The organism is Rhodococcus sp. YH3-3 (genome assembly GCF_001653035.1).
GTDB classification, from domain to species: domain Bacteria; phylum Actinomycetota; class Actinomycetes; order Mycobacteriales; family Mycobacteriaceae; genus Rhodococcus_F; species Rhodococcus_F qingshengii.
Map to the genome: position 1 here is coordinate 1,218,434 of NZ_BCWH01000003.1, position 18,793 is coordinate 1,237,226.

The 18,793-nt window shown below is 62.9% G+C and carries 18 protein-coding genes; 6 read left to right on the top strand and 12 right to left on the bottom strand.

Features of this window, described 5'->3' with window-relative positions:
- Positions 1-53 precede the first annotated feature (53 nt).
- The 3 genes from YH3_RS30815 to YH3_RS30825 are packed head-to-tail and all read right to left on the bottom strand — an operon-like array spanning position 54 to position 3,216.
- Entirely contained in the window at positions 54-989 is a 936-nt protein-coding gene (locus YH3_RS30815) for an SDR family oxidoreductase (RefSeq protein WP_058227020.1), read from the bottom strand.
- The gene (locus YH3_RS30820; protein WP_047270476.1) at positions 986-1,897 is read right to left on the bottom strand and encodes a bile acid:sodium symporter family protein; all 912 of its coding nucleotides are present in this window, start codon (positions 1,895-1,897) and stop codon (positions 986-988) included. Before YH3_RS30820 ends, YH3_RS30815 begins: the two co-directional genes overlap by 4 nt.
- Positions 1,897-3,216 (bottom strand): NAD(P)/FAD-dependent oxidoreductase, encoded by a 1,320-nt coding sequence (locus YH3_RS30825; RefSeq protein ID WP_058227019.1) that lies wholly within the window; start codon positions 3,214-3,216, stop codon positions 1,897-1,899. Before YH3_RS30825 ends, YH3_RS30820 begins: the two co-directional genes overlap by 1 nt.
- A gap of 56 nt (positions 3,217-3,272) precedes the next feature.
- On the opposite strand from YH3_RS30825, the gene YH3_RS30830 reads away from it, so the two are divergent.
- A complete protein-coding gene (locus YH3_RS30830; protein WP_064444634.1) occupies positions 3,273-4,334 on the top strand; it encodes an Lrp/AsnC family transcriptional regulator in 1,062 nt (353 codons plus the stop codon).
- A 58-nt stretch (positions 4,335-4,392) separates the two neighbouring features.
- On the opposite strand, the gene pheT is transcribed toward YH3_RS30830, so the two are convergent.
- From pheT to infC, 6 genes are all read right to left on the bottom strand, one after another.
- Entirely contained in the window at positions 4,393-6,879 is a 2,487-nt protein-coding gene (pheT, locus tag YH3_RS30835) for a phenylalanine--tRNA ligase subunit beta (protein ID WP_003944026.1), read from the bottom strand.
- Between the two features lie 60 nt (positions 6,880-6,939).
- Complete coding sequence (pheS, locus tag YH3_RS30840) at positions 6,940-8,010, bottom strand: phenylalanine--tRNA ligase subunit alpha (RefSeq protein WP_003944109.1); 1,071 nt, start codon at positions 8,008-8,010, stop codon at positions 6,940-6,942.
- Between the two features lie 170 nt (positions 8,011-8,180).
- A complete protein-coding gene (locus YH3_RS30845; RefSeq protein WP_007736261.1) occupies positions 8,181-9,011 on the bottom strand; it encodes an RNA methyltransferase in 831 nt (276 codons plus the stop codon).
- 23 nt (positions 9,012-9,034) lie between these two features.
- Positions 9,035-9,424 (bottom strand): 50S ribosomal protein L20, encoded by a 390-nt coding sequence (rplT, locus tag YH3_RS30850; RefSeq protein ID WP_003944011.1) that lies wholly within the window; start codon positions 9,422-9,424, stop codon positions 9,035-9,037.
- A gap of 63 nt (positions 9,425-9,487) precedes the next feature.
- Positions 9,488-9,682, bottom strand: coding sequence for a 50S ribosomal protein L35 (gene rpmI, locus YH3_RS30855; protein WP_003944043.1), 195 nt, complete (start codon positions 9,680-9,682; stop codon positions 9,488-9,490).
- Between the two features lie 43 nt (positions 9,683-9,725).
- Positions 9,726-10,418, bottom strand: coding sequence for a translation initiation factor IF-3 (gene infC, locus YH3_RS30860; protein ID WP_003944008.1), 693 nt, complete (start codon positions 10,416-10,418; stop codon positions 9,726-9,728).
- Positions 10,419-10,787: 369 nt separating this feature from the next.
- Between infC and YH3_RS30865 the strand changes: the two genes are divergently transcribed.
- On the top strand, positions 10,788-11,156 hold the full coding sequence (locus tag YH3_RS30865; RefSeq protein ID WP_007736262.1) for a DUF1844 domain-containing protein: 369 nt from the start codon (positions 10,788-10,790) through the stop codon (positions 11,154-11,156).
- Between the two features lies 1 nt (position 11,157).
- Positions 11,158-11,574 carry a DUF1801 domain-containing protein gene (locus tag YH3_RS30870; protein WP_007736263.1) on the top strand — a complete coding sequence of 139 codons (417 nt, stop codon included), beginning with the start codon at positions 11,158-11,160 and terminating at the stop codon, positions 11,572-11,574.
- A gap of 5 nt (positions 11,575-11,579) precedes the next feature.
- On the opposite strand, the gene YH3_RS30875 is transcribed toward YH3_RS30870, so the two are convergent.
- Positions 11,580-12,290 carry a YafY family protein gene (locus YH3_RS30875; protein WP_054827277.1) on the bottom strand — a complete coding sequence of 237 codons (711 nt, stop codon included), beginning with the start codon at positions 12,288-12,290 and terminating at the stop codon, positions 11,580-11,582.
- 80 nt (positions 12,291-12,370) lie between these two features.
- Here YH3_RS30875 and YH3_RS30880 point away from each other — a divergent pair, with 80 nt between their 5' ends.
- Entirely contained in the window at positions 12,371-13,078 is a 708-nt protein-coding gene (locus YH3_RS30880) for an alpha/beta fold hydrolase (RefSeq protein ID WP_064444635.1), read from the top strand.
- Between the two features lie 71 nt (positions 13,079-13,149).
- Here the strand turns inward: YH3_RS30880 and uvrA are convergent, their stop codons facing one another.
- Positions 13,150-16,110, bottom strand: a complete 2,961-nt coding sequence (gene uvrA, locus YH3_RS30885) for an excinuclease ABC subunit UvrA (protein ID WP_024487477.1) — start codon at positions 16,108-16,110, stop codon at positions 13,150-13,152.
- Positions 16,111-16,284: 174 nt separating this feature from the next.
- Here uvrA and YH3_RS30890 point away from each other — a divergent pair, with 174 nt between their 5' ends.
- Positions 16,285-16,971, top strand: a complete 687-nt coding sequence (locus YH3_RS30890; protein WP_054187410.1) for an MBL fold metallo-hydrolase — start codon at positions 16,285-16,287, stop codon at positions 16,969-16,971.
- 28 nt (positions 16,972-16,999) lie between these two features.
- Here YH3_RS30890 and YH3_RS30895 read toward each other — a convergent pair whose 3' ends face one another.
- The gene (locus YH3_RS30895; protein ID WP_230793111.1) at positions 17,000-17,566 is read right to left on the bottom strand and encodes a DUF2716 domain-containing protein; all 567 of its coding nucleotides are present in this window, start codon (positions 17,564-17,566) and stop codon (positions 17,000-17,002) included.
- A 245-nt stretch (positions 17,567-17,811) separates the two neighbouring features.
- On the opposite strand from YH3_RS30895, the gene YH3_RS30900 reads away from it, so the two are divergent.
- The gene (locus YH3_RS30900) at positions 17,812-18,744 is read left to right on the top strand and encodes a DoxX family protein (protein ID WP_003944048.1); all 933 of its coding nucleotides are present in this window, start codon (positions 17,812-17,814) and stop codon (positions 18,742-18,744) included.
- Positions 18,745-18,793: the final 49 nt, after the last annotated feature.

The window sequence follows — 18,793 nt, forward strand, 5'->3', positions numbered from 1 at the left end:
TCGAAAACGCCGACGGACAATTCCGATCCTTCCACGACCGTCCGTCGAAGGGGTCAGCGTGACGCGAGATACGCGGCAAACGCTTCCTCGCTCGAATATTCGGGGACGTATCCGAACTGTTCCTTGAGCCGCCGATTGTCGAGAACCGGTCGGTACTGGAGAAATCCGACGCGCTCCGGACCGTGTTCCGTTACGCCCAATCGCCGTCCGACGCGTAGAACGCCTCGCAACAACCATGCAGGAAGCGTCACCGTGCTCTTGCCCATCCGGGAAGCCAACTCGTCGACGGTCAACGAGCCGTCGCCCGCGACATTGAAGATGCCCACTTGGTTTCCGGTCACGGCCTCCGCAAAAGCGCCCGCGACATCGGTGTGCCAGACGAAGACGAAGGGGCTGTCGCTCCCGGCAACCTTGAGCAGCTTGCGGCGATCGAACAACGCGGTGATCTGATTGTCGACGCTCTCACCCAAGATCGTGCCGATCCGGAAGACAACCTGTTCCAACTCCGGGTGTTCGACGCGATATTCGGCGAGCATCTCTTCGACCAGGCGTTTGTGGCGACTGTATGTGAATTCGTCGTTGCCTCGGACAGGTACGTCCTCGGTGATCCACGGTGGGCTGTCGGAGTGGTAGCCGTACGCCGCTCCGGACGAAGACACGACGATCCGTCCAACCCCGTGTTCGACGCAGGCCGCGAGCACGTTTCGTGTCCCGTCGACGTCGACGCGGTACTCCTGCTCTGCTGTCGTGTTCTTGCCGGGATTCACGATGGACGCAAGGTGGATCACGACGTTCGGTCGGTACTGACCGAACACCCGCCCCAATTCTGTGGGGTCGCAGACGTCCGCCCTGACGCGGCGGATGCGATCGTCCGGCGTGTCCTTGACCGTGAGGTCGACACAGACGACGGTGATGCCCTGCGCGATCAGTGCGTCGATGACAGCGGTACCCAGGAACCCGTTTCCGCCCGTGACGAGTGCGACGGTCATGCCGGTACCGCCTTTCGGGCGCGTCGCTTGGACCAGATCGTCGCCAGAGCCAACCCGGCGATGATGTCCCAGATCCCCCACCAGCCGGCCACGACGGCCATGCCACCGAGACCGTCGAAGAACGTGAACACCAGGCCAAGCCCCAGCCCCGCATTGCGGATGCCGACCTCGAAAGAGACGGCGCGACGGCTGTATTCGTTCAACCCGGTGACGGCGCCGCAGAAGTATCCCAGTGCGAGGGCAACCGTGTCGTGCAGGAAGACCGCGAGCAGTACCACCCCGATGTAGTCGACGAAGTACGACGCATTCCCCGACACCCCCGCGACGATGAAGATCAACAACGCCACCAACGAACCGTTTTTCACCCAAGGCTGCGCTTTCGCGGCGATCTCCGGAAACCTTCGTGCCGCCCAGATGCCGAGAACGAACGGCACACCGATGATCAGGGCGATTTGCGCGACCATCTCGAGCGCATTCAGGTTCACGGACTGCAACAGAGCGTCGGTCTCCGGGCGTCGGCTCCCCCAGAACGCAAGATTGAGCGGCATGAGGAAGATCGCGAGGACGTTCGACACCGCCGTCATGGACACCGAGAGTGCGACGTCGCCGCCCGCCCGGTGAGTCAGGACGTTCGAGATGTTCCCTGGCGGGCAGCACGCCACCAGGATCATGCCGAGTGCTACCGACGGAGCCGGCGAGAGAATCAGCGTCAGGAGAAAAGTCACTGCCGGCAACAGCAGGAACTGCGCAGCAATACCCACCGCCATCGCCTTGGGTTTGGTGAGCGCACGACGAAAGTCGTCGACCGAGGTGTCGAGGGCGATCCCCAGCATGATCGTGGCCAGCACCACGTTGAGGATCATCAACGATCCCGGGTTGAAGTTGAGCACCACGTCGTCGATCGGCATCACTGTCCTCCCTTCGTCAGAGCGGCATCAAGCAGTCCGATGTGCCGCTTGATCGCCGAGCGGTAGGCGTCCTTGTTCACGTAGTAGGCCATTCGTCCCAACTTCAGGTACTTGTATCCCCCGGACAGATCTGGAGGAGGACCGGCCGCCGCCGCCGAGAATTCCCGCGCCGCGGCGGGGGCTTCGGTACGTGCGGTGATCAATTTGGCCACCAACTCGGCCTGCTCGAAACGGCCCTGCCACCCGAGACCGGATGCTTCGACCATGCCGAGAACAAAGAGATTGTCGTGGCGGCGACTCGCGACGTTGAGGAACAGGTCCGGGGCAGCGCCCGACCAGTCCAAGTCCTCGCGCGCGATGAAGGGATAGTCGAGGTGATACCCCGTGGCGCAGAGAACGAGGTCGTAGTCGGCAGACGATCCGTCGACAAACCGCACCGTCTTCCCCTCGAACCGGTCGACGTCGGCGCGCACGTGCACATCACCGTGCCCGATGTGGTGCAGGATCAACGAGTTCACGACCGGATGCGATTCGTAGATCTTGTAGTCCGGTGCCGGAAATCCGAACCGCACCGGATCACCCGTGAACTGCTTGAGTACCAAGGTGTCGACGCGTTGTTTGATCCACGGCGGCAACGGCTTTCCCTGATTCAAGGTGTCCGAGGGTCGGCCGAACAGATACTTGGGGACGAAGTAGTAGCCTCGCCGAACGCTCAGGTCGACGCACTCGGCCTGGTGGACGGCATCGACGGCGATGTCGCATCCACTGTTGCCCGCCCCGATGACCAGTACCTTCTTCCCGCGGAAGATCTCGGCGCTGCGGTACTGGCTCGTGTGCATCAACGTGCCGGTGAAGTCGCCCCGGAAAGTCGGCATGTTCGGCTTCGACAGCGTTCCGTTCGCGATGATCACGCCTCGATACCGCGCGACTGTTGTCTCACCGCTGCGACTGCGCGTGGTGACCTGCCACAGCGAATCGACCGGCGAGACGTCGACGACGGTAGTGCCGAAGGCAAAGTGCCTGCGAAGATCGTGAGTATCGGCGTAGTCGCGGAAATAATCGGCAAGTTCCACGTGGCTCGGGTAGTCGGCCACCGAATCCGCCATCGGGAACTCGGCGAATGCGGTGGTGCCCTTCGAAGAGATGAGGTGCGCCGACTCGTAGACGGTGCTGTGCGGGTTGTCGATGTCCCAGAGCCCACCGACGTTGTCGTGGCTCTCGAAGCCGTCGAACGCTATCCCGGCCCGATCGAGGTTTCGCGCGCCGGCCAATCCAGACGGGCCCGCTCCGATCAGCGCGTACTTCTCCTCTGTGATCATCCGTCGAGCGTCGCAGATAGTCCGAATCTTGCAGAAATATGCCGGATAATGACGTTATGAGCGCACCAGATACCGGCAACGGTCGCGGGATAGATGAAATCGATCTGAGGATAATCAATGCGCTCCAGCTCGCACCGCGATCGAAGTGGCTTTCGTTGGCCGGACCACTCGAACTCGACGCCGCGACTCTCGCCCGTCGTTGGAATCGACTCTCCGAATCGTCGTTGGCCTGGGTCACGGTCACTCCAGGGCCACAGGTGCTGGGCAGCATCGTCACAGCGATCATCGAAATCGATTGCTCACCTGCTCTTCTCGACACCGTCGCGGCACGGCTGACTCGCTCGGCCCACGCCGTGACCATCGAAGCATCAACGGGCAGAGCAGATCTGCTCGTCACAGCCGGTACCGCGGATCTGGCGTCGATGTCGCGCTTCATCTCGGAAGACGTCGCAACGATCGACGGTGTACTGGCGACACGAACCTCGATCATCACACGCTGGTTCACCGAAGGTGGCCGATGGAGACTCAATGCGCTGGCACCGTCCGAGAAGGGTGTGCTGACCACCAGCGAAAACCGTACTGCCGTGCGCGCTCGGCCGACCGGCATTTCCGAACAGGATCGCAAGGTTCTCACGATGCTCGCCTACGACGGGCGCACTCCCATGAAGGAGTTGGCCGACGCGATCGGTGTCAGTCCCGCTGCGTGCAAACGCCAGATCGACCGGCTCACGTCTTCGGGGTTGGTGGCGCTGCGGTGTGAATTCGCGCGGCCGCTGGCCGGGCTTCCCGTGCTCGCCACTTTGTGGTGCCGCGTCGAACCCGAGCTTCTCGATACGGCGGGACGAGTGCTGAGCCGAGCGCCGGAAGTCCGAAACTGCTTCGCTGTGGTCGGCGCCGACAACCTGGTGGTTCAGTTGTGGCTGCATTCTCCTGCAGAACTCGATGCATTCGAAACTCGTCTGCGCAAGGAGATTCCGGGTCTTTGCGTCACGGAACGATCCATCGTGCTGTATTTGCGCAAACTGCTCGGCCACGTGCTCGACCAGCAAGGGCGACGGACGGACACCGTTGCGCCAGATGTGTGGCTTTCCGATTCACCTCAGTCAAAAAGCCGATAACACGACAGAGCCCACGACCACCGGCAACGGTCGTGGGCTCTGTGATCAGTTGAGGAAATCAGCCACGCATCTGCGCACCGACAGCCTTGGAAGCCGCCTCCACTGCTGCATCGCGCGCGGCACTGGCCTCGTCCTCGGTCAGCGTCCGGTCGACACCACGGAATCGCAATGCGAACGCGAGCGACTTGCGGCCTTCACCGACCTGCTCGCCCTCGAAGACGTCGAAGAGGCGGATGTCTTCGAGAAGCTCACCGCCGCCGGAACGCAGAGCTTCCTGCACCTTGGCTGCCGGAATGTCGCGATCGACAACAACTGCCACGTCCTGGAGCACTGCGGGGAACGGCGAAATGCGCGGAGCGGGCAGATTCTCGACCAATGGCAAAGCGTCGAGATCGATTTCCAGTGCGCAGGTGCGCGCGGGCAGTCCCGCGCGCTCGAGAACAGCCGGATGCAGTTCGCCCGCATGACCGACTACGTTGCCGTCAACGACAACCTCGGCGCAACGGCCGGGATGCCACGGCAGGTACTGCGCCGCACGCAGTTCCACCTCGACGCCTGCTGCAGCTGCAATGACCCGCACGGCTGCAAAAGTGTCCGAAGCCTCGGCCTGACGGCCAGGACCCCAGGGGCCGCTCGGCTCACGCAAACCACTCAACACTGCAGCGATGTGCACGGGCTGAGCCGGCAACGACGCGATCAGGTTCGCGATCTGCTCGTCCGTCGGACGACGATCCACCGGCAATGCATCCACCGGCTTGGTGTCGGGGCCCGGCAGGACGACCTGCGCGATGCCGTACAGCGACAGATCACGCTGACCGCGAGAAGCGTTGCGAGCCAGGATCTCCAGCAGACCCGGGAGCAGCGTGGTCGCCAACTCCGGACGATCGGCTTCGAGCGGGTTGAGGACCTTGCTGGTGTTGCGGCGCGGATCATCCGCGTCGAGGCCCCAGACGTCGAAGACGTTCGTCGGCAGGAAGACCGGAGGAAGGACCTCGACGTAACCGGCGTGAGCCACGGCCTTCGAGACCGTGCGCTTTCGCCGCTGCGACGGAGTCAACCCACGTCCGGCCGGAGCGGCGGGAAGCACAGACGGGATCTGCTCGAGACCTTCGAGGCGAAGAACTTCCTCGACGAGGTCCGCAGGCTGCACCAGGTCCGGACGCCACGACGGCGGCGTCGCGACCAACTGGCCGTGTCCTTCTTCGCTGACGCCGACCTCGACGTTGCAGCCAACCTGGGTGAGGCGGCGAGCTGCGGTGCCGTTGGGGTACGTGACTCCGGCGACACGGTCGGGCAGGTCGATATCCATGCGAATGGCAGCGCGAGGGGCGACATCGCCCACGTCGGTCAGGACCGGTTCGATCCGTCCGCCGGCAATCTCGACCAGCAGAGCGGCTGCGCGGTCGACGGCCGCGAGCGGAATTGCCGGATCGACGACGCGCTCGAAACGCTTGCTCGCCTCACTCGGCAGCTTGTGCCGGCGCGCCGTCTTGAAGACTGCGAGCGGATCCCAGGTAGCTCCTTCGAGGAGGATGTCCGTCGTTGCCGTTCCCACCTCGGTGGTTGCGCCGCCCATGACGGCAGCCAGCGAGATGACTCCGGAATCGTCGGCGATGACAACGTCTTCGGGATCGAGCGTGCGTTCGACGTCGTCGAGCGTCGTCAGCTTCTCCCCCGCCTTGGCGCGACGGACCACCAGGTCGCCCTGCACTGCGGTCGCATCGAACGCGTGCAGAGGCTGACCGAGTTCGAGCATCACGTAGTTGGTGACGTCGACTGCCGGCGAGATCGGGCGAACACCCGAGAGCAGCAGTCGACGCTGCAGCCACCACGGGCTCACTGCCTGCGGATCGATACCCGTGATCTTCCGCATCACGAAACGCGAAGCCTTGGACTCCGGTTCGAGGCGCACCGGCCAGGCTTCACCCTCAGCCGGGTGAGCGGGAACCGAAGCGGGATCGGCGTATTCGAGATCGAAGCCGCACGCGAGTTCTCGCGTGAGACCGCGGACCGAGAAGCAGTAGCCACGGTCCGGGGTGATGTTCAGTTCGATGATCGTGTCACCGAGACCGAGCAACTCGTTGCCGTCCGCGCCGGGTTCGGCGGTACCGGGCTCGAGCACCAAGATGCCCGAATGGTCTTTGCCGATACCGAGTTCCGAGACGGAGCAGATCATGCCGTCGGACACCTGGCCGTACGTCTTGCGAGTGGCGATTTCGAATCCGCCGGGCAGCACCGCGCCGGGCAACGCAACGACGACGAGGTCACCCTCGTTGAAATTACGCGCGCCACAGACGATGCCGCGAGGCTCGGGTTCGCCGACCTCGACCTGGCAGAAGCGGATCGGCTTCTTGAACTCGGTCAGTTCGGTGATGGAGACGACCTTGCCGACGACCAACGGGCCGTCGATCGCCTCGAGTGTGTCGAGTTCCTCGACTTCGAGTCCCACCCGGACGAACCCGGCGTCCAGCTCTTCCGGGGTCACCTCCCAGTCCGGAGTTGCCCGCTGCAGGATCTCGGTCAGCCAGGATTGCGCTACTCGCACGTCTGCTCAGCTCTCTCGTTTGTCGATAAGTCTTTGTGAAGGTTCCGCGGACCGGATCGGTCAGCCTGCGACACCGAAGGGCAGCGTGAAACGCACGTCACCTTCGACGATGTCGCGCATGTCCGGGATACCGTTGCGGAACTGCAGGGTCCGCTCGAGGCCCATGCCGAATGCGAAACCCGAGTACTCGTCGGGATCGATACCGCTGGCGCGCAGAACGTTCGGGTTGACCATGCCGCAGCCGCCCCACTCGACCCAGCCTGCGCCGCCCTTCTTGTTCGCGAACCAGACATCGACCTCGGCCGACGGTTCCGTGAACGGGAAGTAGTTGGGGCGCATACGGGTACGCGTCTCGGGGCCGAAAAGGGCACGAGCGAACGCGTCGAGAGTCCCGCGCAGGTTGGCCATGGTCAGGCCCTTGTCGACGGCCAGGCCTTCGACCTGCGAGAAGACAGGCGTGTGGGTCGCATCGAGTTCATCGGTGCGGAACGTGCGGCCCGGGCACACCACGTAGATCGGTACCTCACGCGAGAGCATGGTGCGGACCTGCACCGGCGAGGTGTGGGTACGCAGCACCTGGCGCGAGTTCTCGGGTGCCAGGTGGAAGGTGTCCTGCATCGTGCGGGCAGGGTGATCCGGCAAGAAGTTGAGCGCGTCGAAGTTGAAGTGCTCGGTCTCCACCTCCGGACCCTCGGCAACTTCCCAACCCATCGCGACGAATACGTCGGCGACCTGCTCGGAAATCAGGCTGATCGGGTGACGCGCCCCGACGGGGTGGCGATCGGAGGGCAGAGTGACGTCGATTGCCTCGGCAACCAACACCGCGGCGTCACGCTCGGCGAGGAGGACCTCACGACGAGCGTCGTACGCGTTGTTGATCCGAGTGCGGAAGATGTTGACGCGCTTACCGGCGTCCGCCTTTTCCTTGCCCGGAAGGCTGCCGAGACCCCGGCGCGCGAGGGCGATCGGGGACTTGTCCCCCAGGTGCTCCACCTTGACGTGCGCCAGCGCGTCCAGGTCAGCGGCGTCCGCCAGCGCCTTCTCGGCGTTCTCAGCCGCAGCGGTCAACGCCTCTTCGGTGAGTACACTCGCGTCGACCTCCGGCGGTGTCGCGCCCTCATTTTTGGCCACGGCTGTGACGCTCCTGTCGCTTCTCGGTTTACTTCTCGTACTGCGTGCTTCTTGTACTGCTTACTTCTTGTACTGCGAGCGAGCTTTCGAACTCGCTCGAGCATTGTCTCTGCTCTTGTATTGTCTCAGGCTTCCGCAAATGGGATTCCGTGAGGTCTTCGCGTGCGTTTTCAGCCGTGATCGGTGGCGCGATTTTGCACCCGCGCGCTTGCGTACAGGCAAATTGCCGCCGCTGTCGCGAGGTTCAAGCTTTCGGCGCGGCCATGGATCGGAATCCTGACCCGATGATCAGCCTGCGCGGCGATCGCCGGATCGAGACCGTGCGCTTCGTTACCGAACAGCCAGGCCGTCGGCTTGCTCAGCAACTCGTCGGCCTCGTCGAGATCGACCTCGCCGTCAGCTGCAGTCGCGAGAATCTGAATGCCTGCTGCGCGAATCTGCTCGATCACCGACACTGTGTCTCGATCGCGGACGACTGGCAGGTGAAACAGGCTGCCCGCCGACGAACGAACGACCTTGCCGTTATGCGGATCGACGCTGTCACCGGCGAGGATTGCCGCATCGGCACCCACTGCGTCGGCGATGCGAATGACGGTGCCCGCGTTACCTGGTTCGTTGACCTCGACCGGCACTGCGAGCAGGCGGGTCTCCTGATGGACGGCTGCGCTCAGCGGTACATCCAGTAGATCGCTGACGGCAACGAGTCCGGGCGGCGTGACGGTATCGCTCAGAGCTTTGATTGCTCGATCGGTCACAAGAGCAACACGAACTCCAGCGGTCAGCGCCCGATCGATGACGTGCTGATAGCGCTCGGCTGCGTCCTCGGTGTAGAAGAGGTCGTGTACCGGGCGGGCCTCGCCATTCGAGAGTGCACCGTTCAACAGTTCGGTGACCGAGTTCTCGCCCTCGACGAGGAAACGTCCTGCTTTGCGTCGTTCTGCTGTGCGCAGGAGCTTGACAGCAGAAACGACCCGCGGAGTCCGCTCGGTGAGCGGGTCCACGGGCCGTTGCTGTGATGCGTGAATCAGGCTGCTTCTCCGGCAGGAGCGTTCACGTCAGCCGGCAGAGCGGCCTTCGCGAGTGCGACCAGGCCGGCAAAGGCCTCGGCATCGGAGACAGCGAGCTCGGCCAGGATCTTGCGGTCGACGTCGACCTCTGCCAGACGCAGGCCCTGGATGAGGCGGTTGTACGTGATGTCGTTTGCACGAGCTGCAGCGTTGATACGCGTGATCCACAGCTTGCGGAACTCGCCCTTGCGCGCACGACGGTCGCGGTACGCGTAGGTGAGCGAGTGGAGCTGCTGCTCCTTGGCCTTGGTGTACAGACGCGAACGCTGTCCACGGTAGCCGCTGGATGCAGCAAGAATTGAACGACGCTTCTTCTGGGCGTTGACCGCCCTCTTTACGCGTGCCACTTGAAAAATCCTGTCAATCTAGGGGCTGAAAGTACGGCCCCGGGTGGTCAGTAAGGGGGCGACTCAGATGCCGAGCATGCGCTTGATGCGCGGAGCGTCGTCAGGGCTGACAACAGCGACACCGTCGAGACGACGGGTAACCCTGCTGGACTTGTGCTCGAGAAGGTGGCGACGGCCGGCCTTCTGGCGCATGAGCTTTCCGCTGCCGGACACCTTGAATCGCTTCGAGGCGCCGCTGTGGCTCTTCATCTTGGGCATGGAGTCCTCAGTTCTTGTTACGTGGTGGATCTTGGGAAATCGACTAGCTGGCCGGAGCCTCGGGAGCGGCATCGCCGGTCGCCGGTGCTTCCGGAGCTGCTTCACTGGAAGCCGGTGCGGCCGGAGCCGGACGCGGAGCAGCCTGAGCCACTGGCGCCTGAGCGCTCTCCTGCGCCTTGACACGAGTCTTGGCGCCCTTGTGCGGTGCCAGGACCATCGTCATGTTTCGGCCGTCCTGCTTTGCCGAGGTTTCGACGAATCCGAGATCTGCGACGTCTGCTCCCAGACGCTGCAGAAGGCGGTAGCCGAGTTCGGGGCGTGACTGCTCACGTCCGCGGAACATGATCGTGACCTTGACCTTGGAACCGGCTTCGAGGAAGCGAACGACGTTGCGCTTCTTGGTCTCGTAGTCGTGGTCGTCGATCTTGGGTCGGAGCTTCTGCTCCTTGATGACCGTCAGCTGCTGGTTCTTACGTGACTCACGTGCCTTCTGTGCAGCCTCGTACTTGAACTTGCCGTAGTCCATGATCTTGCAGACCGGTGGACGGGCGTCAGGAGCTACCTCGACCAGGTCGAGGTCGGCCTCAAGGGCCAAGCGGAGTGCATCTTCAACACGCACGATGCCTACCTGTTCGCCGCCAGGTCCGACCAAACGAACCTCGGGAACGCGGATACGATCGTTGATGCGGGTCTCAGTGCTGATGGGGCCTCCTAGGTTGAACGGTGCGGTCTTCATGACCGCACGCAGCCCGTACCGCCCGCACCCCAACAAAAAAGCCCCGCTGTGATGATTGCTCATCCGCGGGGCCCGATGTCGACCGATCACATAAGATCCAGCTCACGCCGAAACCTATCTCCTCGACTGAGCGAGGAACCTGACGAAGAATGATCTCCGATAACAGGTGACCGGAACCACTGAACTGCAGTTTCACCTGCCGCGCAGAGGTGGGAGTCGGACTCCACTTGCTGCCCCCGAACAAGTCGGAGGCGGTCGTTGCAACAAGAGTAACAGGTCGCCACAGATGAAAGAAATCGGTGCCGCTCCCAGTGCTGCCGGGAGAGGCCCGATTCAACACCGTCACGGCCTGATGGAATCCTTACATCCATGAGTGAGAACTTCGAGGCAGAACAGAACACCGACGGCGCGAACCCCGACGTCCGCGAACTCTCCGAAGTTCCCGCGGTCGAGGTCATCAGCCGCGCTGCAGTGATGCTGATGAGTTCGGCTGCCGAAAAACTCGGCCTCTCCGACGCCGATCCGTCTTCCAGCCCCTACCTGGACCTCGACGAAGCGCGTCGCGTCATCACGGCACTTGCCGGACTCGTGACTGCGTCGGTCGAATACCTCGGCCCTCATGCCGGACCCATCCGTGAAGGCCTCCAAGCCCTGCAGCGCGCATTCCGTGAGGCGTCCTCGCACCCGGACGAGCCAGGAAAGGGACCGGGCGAGAAGTTCACCGGTCCGGTCTACTGAGTTGGCAACCGCCAACAAGACTCAACCGACGCCCGAGGACGTCGACGCATTCATTTCACGCGTCGACGACCGCAAACGCGCCGACGCCGTGGAGCTGATCTCCCTGCTGTCGGCCGCAACCGGCGAGCCTGCTGTCATGTGGGGCTCGAGCATCATCGGATTCGGGGCACGGCACTACCGATATGCGAGTGGCCACGAAGGTGACACCCCACTGATCGGATTCTCCCCCAGGGCCACCGCGCTCACGTTGTACTTGTCGCTGAACTTCGACGACTACACCGACACGCTCGCTCGCCTCGGCAAGCACAAAATCGGCAAGGGCTGCCTGTACGTCAAACGGCTGAGCGACGTCGATATGACGACCCTGACCGAACTGATCACGGATTCCGTTGCCGCAGCCCGCAACATGATCGACTGAGTCACTCACCTACGGGGAGAAACAGGCCGAGCGTCTTCGGGCGGTTGCCCGAAGACGGTCGAATCGCGTGGTGTGAAGTGATCGTTCGTCAGCGTGGCCCGACGCATTCGATCGAGTCGAAACCACCGCACGGCGTCGCGCTCGCGACACCAGCCGATGAGAAACCACTGACCACGGTCCTGCGCCAGAATGTGCGGCTCAACTGCCCGCACCGTCTCCGCACCGTCCCCATCCACGTAGTGCAACGACACGACTCGACTCTGTTCGAGACCCTGCTCGACGGCCTGCCGGTTCGCGCGCGAATCCGTCAGAGCCCCGCCGTCACCGCGAATCCACACGCGGCCACCGAGCTCGGCGACCTTGCGACGACTCTCCTCGTCCATCACATCGAGCAGTTTCGCCAGCGCTGCTCGCCCATCCGGCGCAAACGGAGCATCACCCATCGCCGTCAAGGCCAACGCGATCGAAACTGCCTGCGGAACAGTGAAATTCACCGGCGGCAGCGTGGCGCGACCCACGAGTCGGTATCCACCTCCGGGACCTGAGCGCGCTTCGATCGCCGCACCCGACATCATCAGCGTCTCGATATCCCTCTTGATCGTCCGGGTGGTGACACCGAATTCCTCGGACAATCGGGAGCACGTAGTCCCTCGATCGCCCTGTCGCCGAAGTTCCTCGACGAGAGCATGCAATCTCGCAGCTCGATTCACGTTCACCAGTGTCTCAGATTCCGATACCAAACGGTGACATAATTGGTGACACTCTGTTGTCACCAACCCGGGTGCACTGTGAGTACATGAAAACTCACATCGTTCTTGTTCCCGGATTCTGGCTCGGTTCATGGGCTTGGGACGCAGTCCTCCCCCACCTCGAACGTTCCGACACCCGCGTGACCAGCCTGACACTGCCCGGGCTCGACTCAGTAGACACAGATCGATCAGCGGTCACCTTCGACGCTCACGTCCGTGCAGTCGTCGACGCCGTATCGGACTCCGACGAGCGCACGGTCTTGGTCGTACACAGCGGCGCCGGCCCGGTGGGGTACGCCGTCACCGATCGCATCCCGGATCGCGTCGCTCGGATCGTCTACGTCGACTCGGGCCCCATGCCCGACGGCGCAGCGCTGCGACCGGATCTGGCCTCCGATGTCATCGAGATTCCGCTCCCCACGTGGGCAGAGCTCGAAGCGGACGGCAGCAGCCTCGAAGGACTCGACGAGAAAGCTCTGGAGACGTTCCGCGCCAACGCGGTACCCGAACCGGCTGGGCCCGCGCGTGAGCCGATTGTCCTGACGAACGAAAAGCGCTACCAGGTGCCGTCAACCGTCGTTTGCAGCACGTTCCCCTCCGCGGTGATCGCCCAGATGGCCGACGGAGGTCATCCGATGGCCGCCGAACTGGCGAAACTCCCCGTGACGTACGTCGACCTCCCGACCGGCCATTGGCCGATGTGGTCGCGCCCCGAAGAGGTCGCCAACGTAATTCTCGAGACCAGCACTTCCTGATCGACAAAGCAGTGATGCCGGGTCGATTCCGACCCGGCATCACTGACCGATTTCTACTTGCTCACGTTCTACTAGCTCACGGAAGCGGCTTTCTTCCGTGGCGCGGCCTTCTTTGCGGCAACTGCCTTCGTCGCACGCTTCTTGGTGATCGGCTTGGCCTTGACCGGCGCGTGCTGTGCGGTGAGAACCTCACTGAGGAACTTGCCCGTGTAGCTCTCGGGGACCGCGGCAACGTCTTCCGGCGTACCTTGCGCCACAACGGTTCCGCCGCCGGATCCACCCTCGGGTCCCATGTCGACGACCCAGTCCGACGTCTTGATCACGTCGAGGTTGTGCTCGATCACGATCACGCTGTTGCCCTTGTCGACCAGACCGTTGATCACGATCAGGAGCTTTCGGATGTCCTCGAAATGCAGACCCGTGGTGGGCTCGTCGAGGATGTACACCGTGCGACCGGTGGACCGCTTCTGCAATTCGGCGGCGAGCTTGACGCGCTGCGCTTCACCACCGGACAGAGTCGGAGCCGGCTGACCCAGTCGGACATAGCCCAGGCCGACGTCGACCAGCGTCTTGAGGTACCGGTGAATTGAGGTGACCGGCTGGAAGAACTCGGCTGCTTCCTCGATAGGCATGTCGAGTACCTCGGCGATCGACTTGCCCTTGTAGTGGACCTCGAGCGTTTCGCGGTTGTACCGAGCGCCGTGGCATACCTCGCAGGGCACGTACACGTCCGGCAGGAAGTTCATCTCGATCTTCAAGGTTCCGTCGCCGGAGCACGCCTCGCAGCGTCCACCCTTGACATTGAACGAGAATCGGCCGGGCTGGTAACCGCGGACTTTCGCTTCCGTCGTGGCCGCGAACAGGGTTCGAATCTTGTCGAACACACCGGTGTACGTCGCCGCATTCGATCGCGGAGTCCGGCCGATCGGAGACTGATCGACCTGCACGAGCTTGTCCAGCTGATCGAGTCCGTTGATTCGTGTGTGACGGCCAGGCACCTGGCGTGCACCGTTGAGCTTGTTCGCCATGACGGTCGCGAGAATGTCGTTGACCAACGTCGACTTGCCCGAACCGGAGACACCGGTGACAGCGGTGAGAACACCCAGCGGGAAACTCACGTCGATGCCGTCGAGATTGTGCTCGCGAGCTCCGACGACCGTGACCTGGCGTTTGCGATCCACCGGCCGACGAATGGCCGGAACCTCGATGAAGCTGCGACCCGACAGGTAGGCGCCGGTCAGAGATTCTTCACACGTCAGCAGTTCTTCGTACGGTCCGCTGTGGACGACCTTGCCGCCGTGCTCGCCGGCGTACGGTCCGATGTCGACTACCCAGTCGGACGTGCGGATAGTGTCTTCGTCGTGCTCGACGACTATCAGCGTGTTGCCGAGGTCGCGCAAGCGCGTCAGGGTTTCGATCAGTCGTCGATTGTCACGCTGATGCAGGCCGATGGACGGCTCGTCGAGTACATACAGCACGCCGACGAGTCCGGAACCGATCTGCGTTGCCAAGCGGATTCGCTGGGCCTCGCCACCGGACAACGTGCCAGCGGCACGCGAGAGGGAAAGGTATTCCAAGCCGACGTCGAGCAGGAACCCGAGTCGTGCCTGAACTTCCTTGAGGACCTGACCCGCAATCGCCTCTTCGCGCGAACCGAGAGTGAGGCTGTTCAAGAAGTCCGCGCAATCGGAGATCGACAGTTCACAGACCTCGGCGATGGACTTACTGCCGAAGTCTCCAGCCGCGATAGTTACCGACAGGATTTCCGGGCGCAGGCGAGCACCACCACACGCCGGGCACGGCGTGTCGCGCATGTACCCGTCGTACCGTTCCTTCATCTGATCCGATTCGGTCTGCTCGAGCCGGCGATGCAGGAACGGCATCACACCTTCGAACTCCGCGTAGTAAGAACGGGTACGGCCGTACCGATTCTTGTACCGGACGTGAACCTGCTCCTCGCTGCCTTCGAGGATTGCTTTGCGGGCCTTCGCCGGCAACTTGTTCCACGGCGTCTTCATGTCGAAACCGAGGATGTCGCCGAGGCCGGAGAGCAACCGTCCGAAGTACTCCGAACTCTGGCCCATCGACCACGGCGCGATCGCTCCGTCTTCGAGACTCAGGTCGGGATCGGGAACCACCAGATCCGGGTCGACCTCCTTGCGGATACCGAGGCCGGTGCATTCCGGGCAGGCGCCGTAGGGCGAGTTGAAGGAGAACGAGCGCGGTTCGAGATCGTCGATCGCGAGTGCGTGGCCATTCGGGCAGGCCAGCTTCTCGGAGAAACGACGCTCACGATCAGGTGCATTTTCTTCACGGTCGACGAAGTCGAGGACCACGATGCCTTCAGCCAAGCGAAGTGCGGTCTCGACCGAGTCGGTCAGGCGCTGCTTCGAACTCGCCTTGACCTGCAATCGGTCGACCACTACTTCGATGTCGTGCTTTTCCTGCTTCTTGAGCTTCGGCGGATCCGCCAGCGAATGGACGACACCGTCGACGCGCACTCGCGAGTAGCCCTGGGTATTGAGCTGATCGAAAAGGTCGACGAACTCGCCCTTACGAGTACGGACTACCGGTGCGAGGACCTGGAACTTGATGCCCTCTTCCATCTCGAGCACCTGGTCGACGATCTGCTGGGGCGTCTGACGTGCGATCTTCTCACCACACACCGGGCAGTGCGCCGAACCCGCGCGGGCATAGAGAAGTCGGAGGTAGTCGTAGACCTCGGTAATGGTGCCCACCGTCGAACGGGGGTTGCGGTTGGTCGACTTCTGGTCGATCGACACCGCAGGAGACAATCCCTCGATGAAGTCCACATCCGGCTTGTCCATCTGGCCGAGGAACTGACGCGCGTATGCCGAGAGCGACTCGACGTAGCGGCGCTGACCTTCGGCGAAGATCGTGTCGAACGCGAGGCTGGACTTGCCGGAGCCGGACAACCCGGTGAAGACGATCAGGCTGTCTCGCGGGAGGTCGAGATCGACTCCTCGCAGATTGTGCTCACGCGCACCCCGCACGATCAGGCGATCCGCCACACCAATTCCCTTCATTGTCAATCGTCCGGGGCCGTCCCCCCGGAGAAGTCTCGAGTGGCCTCGCAAACGCGAGTCCTCGAGCGATCGTCATCGTAGGCCGAGCCACCGACACGTTTTTCTCACCAGGCGAGCCCATCGCTCTACCTGCCCCTATTCGAAGGTAGCCTGCGTTTCATGACGAATCAGCCCATCGTGATCGACGACTCCTACACCGGTCAGGTCTCCCCCGATTCTGCCCCTCAGCGGCGCACAGTCGAAGGCGCCGTCATCACGAAGATGTCGGTCGGCCCCATGGACAACAACACTTACCTCGTCGCCTGTTCCACGACCGGGAAATCTCTCCTGATCGATGCGGCCAACGAAGCCGAGAAGATCATCGCGCTCATCGAACAGGAAGCACCTGTTTTCGATTCCATCGTCACCACCCACCAGCACGGCGATCACTGGTTGGCCCTCGAAGACGTTCACGCCGCAACCAAGGTGCCGACCGCCGCGCACCCCCTCGACGCAGAGGTCCTTCCCGTCACCCCGGACGTGCTCCTCGAAGACGGCGACAAGGTGACCGTTGGCAACTTGAGCCTCGACGTCATTCACCTGTCCGGCCACACGCCCGGCTCCATCGCGCTGGCTCTCACCGAACCGAGCGGACAGGTTCACCTCTTCACCGGCGACTCACTCTTCCCCGGCGGAGTAGGCAAGACCGCCGACCCCGAGAAGTTCACTTCTCTGCTCGACGACGTGGAAAACAAGCTGTTCGGAAGGTACGACGACGCGACTGTCGTCTACCCCGGGCATGGCAAGGACACGACGCTCGGCGCCGAGCGCCCGCACCTGGCGGAGTGGCGCGAACGCGGTTGGTGACGTTTCACCTGTTCCGTACTGGACCCCGCTAACCGACTTGGCTGTCGACCTGTTCACCGTTGACTCGAAGTCGCGGAAGCCAGGTCGACAGAGTCCGGCCCAGTCCTTCGACCATCCGTTCCCCGAACACACACAGCGTGCGTTCCCACGGATGGCCGAAGGTCCCTTCCGTGAAGTCGTCCCGACTGAATATGTAGTAGTCACCGTTCGGATAGACCGGGACACGCCACTCCGCAAGCTCCTTCGCAGCAGCGTGTGCCTCCGCGTCGAAGGTGTAGCCCGGATGCTGCCAATCCAGAACGACGAAGTTGGGATCGTCGTTCCAATCGGTGACAAAACAGCGCAACGCTTCGGCGTTGATCGCATCCACGCGAGCGGCCCACGCCCCTGGAGTCGCAGCTGGCGCCGCACCCAAATCGAAGACCACGGACGGGATGGGCTCGGCGATGGCGGGCCAAGACCGTGCGTCGATGCCGGGCGTGAACCCAAAGCGGTCACGAAAGATCGCCCAGTTTCTCTCGTTCTCCTCGTCCGACAGCTGTCCCCAGCCGGTGGGAAGGGTCGAGCCGAAGTTCTGAGTCATCTTGGTGGTCACAACACCATCGTGCTCGAACGGTGCGCATACTGTGACACCTTCGAACACGCCGTATGCGGATACGCGGTAACGGATACTTCAGAACGGTGTGTCCGGATCAGTGGAGAAGTCATCGTCGCAGTACAACGCGCTTCGGCGACCAGGAATCCGGCGACCGGGTCAGGCGTGCCGGGATCGCCGAACCGGACCAATTCCTTGTGAGATCGCTAGGGTGGAAAACGAACCTACATCGGGAGGCTTGAAACATGCTGGTACGTCGAATTGCTCGTCCACTGCTTTCCACGATCTTCATCGCCGGGGGAATCGATGCTTTGCGCAACCCCGCTCAGCGAGCAGCCAAAGCGTCACCGCTGATCGACAAATCCGTCGAGACGCTGCCAGGAGCAGTGACGCAGAAGGTGCCTGCTGATCCGGAAACACTCGTCAAGATCAACGCCGCCGTCCAGATCGGCGGCGGTGCCCTGCTGGCCACCGGCAAGGCGCCGCGGCTCGCGTCGTTGGTGCTCGCGGGGAGCCTGGTACCGACCACGCTTGCCGGTCACGACTTCTGGAACGAAACCGATCCGTCACTGCGAGCGATGCAGCGCACAAACTTCATCAAGAACGTCAGCTTGCTCGGCGGACTGATGATCGCCTCCGTCGACACCGAGGGCAAGCCGTCGCTCGGCTGGCGTGGCCGCCGCGCCGCGAAGAAGGCCCAGGCGTCTATCGCCGCAGCACTTCCATTGGTCGCATCGCAGACCGATCACACGAGCGATCGCGTCGAACACGCTCTGTCGGTGGCGTCCGAACGCGGTTCCGAACTTGCCGAAACCGCGAAGGCACACGGCACGGATTGGCTCGAACTTGCCAAGGAGCGCAGCTCCGAGTTCGCGGAGATCGCGAGCAAGCGAGCCGCGGAATTCGGAGAGGTCGCCAAGGAACGCGGCCCGGACATCCTCGAAGTCGCGCAGAAGCGCGGCTCCGAACTGGCCGAGACCGCACGCGAGCGCAGCGCCGAACTGGCAGAGCTGGCGAGCAAGCGCAGCTCGGAGTTCGCCGAACTCGCCCTCGAGAAGAGCAACGAGTGGGCCGAAACGGCGTCGGAGCAGACCGAGGTGCTGGGTAAGCGTGCTCGCAAGCGCGCAGAGAAGGCGCTCGAAAAGGCTCGCGCCAAGAAGGACGAATTGACGCACTGAGTGCACCGAAAGACACGGTCAGGCCACCTTCGGGTGGCCTGACCTGTAT

Excerpts from the sequence above, each read along its gene's own strand:
- rpmI (WP_003944043.1), bottom strand. The coding sequence starts at position 9,682 with ATGCCCAAGATGAAGAGCCACAGCGGCGCCTCGAAGCGATTCAAGGTG.
- YH3_RS30865 (WP_007736262.1), top strand. The coding sequence starts at position 10,788 with ATGAGTGAGAACTTCGAGGCAGAACAGAACACCGACGGCGCGAACCCC.
- YH3_RS30815 (WP_058227020.1), bottom strand. The coding sequence starts at position 989 with ATGACCGTCGCACTCGTCACGGGCGGAAACGGGTTCCTGGGTACCGCT.
- YH3_RS30900 (WP_003944048.1), top strand. The coding sequence starts at position 17,812 with ATGCTGGTACGTCGAATTGCTCGTCCACTGCTTTCCACGATCTTCATC.
- YH3_RS30880 (WP_064444635.1), top strand. The coding sequence starts at position 12,371 with ATGAAAACTCACATCGTTCTTGTTCCCGGATTCTGGCTCGGTTCATGG.
- YH3_RS30890 (WP_054187410.1), top strand. The coding sequence starts at position 16,285 with ATGACGAATCAGCCCATCGTGATCGACGACTCCTACACCGGTCAGGTC.
- YH3_RS30820 (WP_047270476.1), bottom strand. The coding sequence starts at position 1,897 with ATGCCGATCGACGACGTGGTGCTCAACTTCAACCCGGGATCGTTGATG.
- YH3_RS30830 (WP_064444634.1), top strand. The coding sequence starts at position 3,273 with ATGAGCGCACCAGATACCGGCAACGGTCGCGGGATAGATGAAATCGAT.
- YH3_RS30825 (WP_058227019.1), bottom strand. The coding sequence starts at position 3,216 with ATGATCACAGAGGAGAAGTACGCGCTGATCGGAGCGGGCCCGTCTGGA.
- infC (WP_003944008.1), bottom strand. The coding sequence starts at position 10,418 with ATGAAGACCGCACCGTTCAACCTAGGAGGCCCCATCAGCACTGAGACC.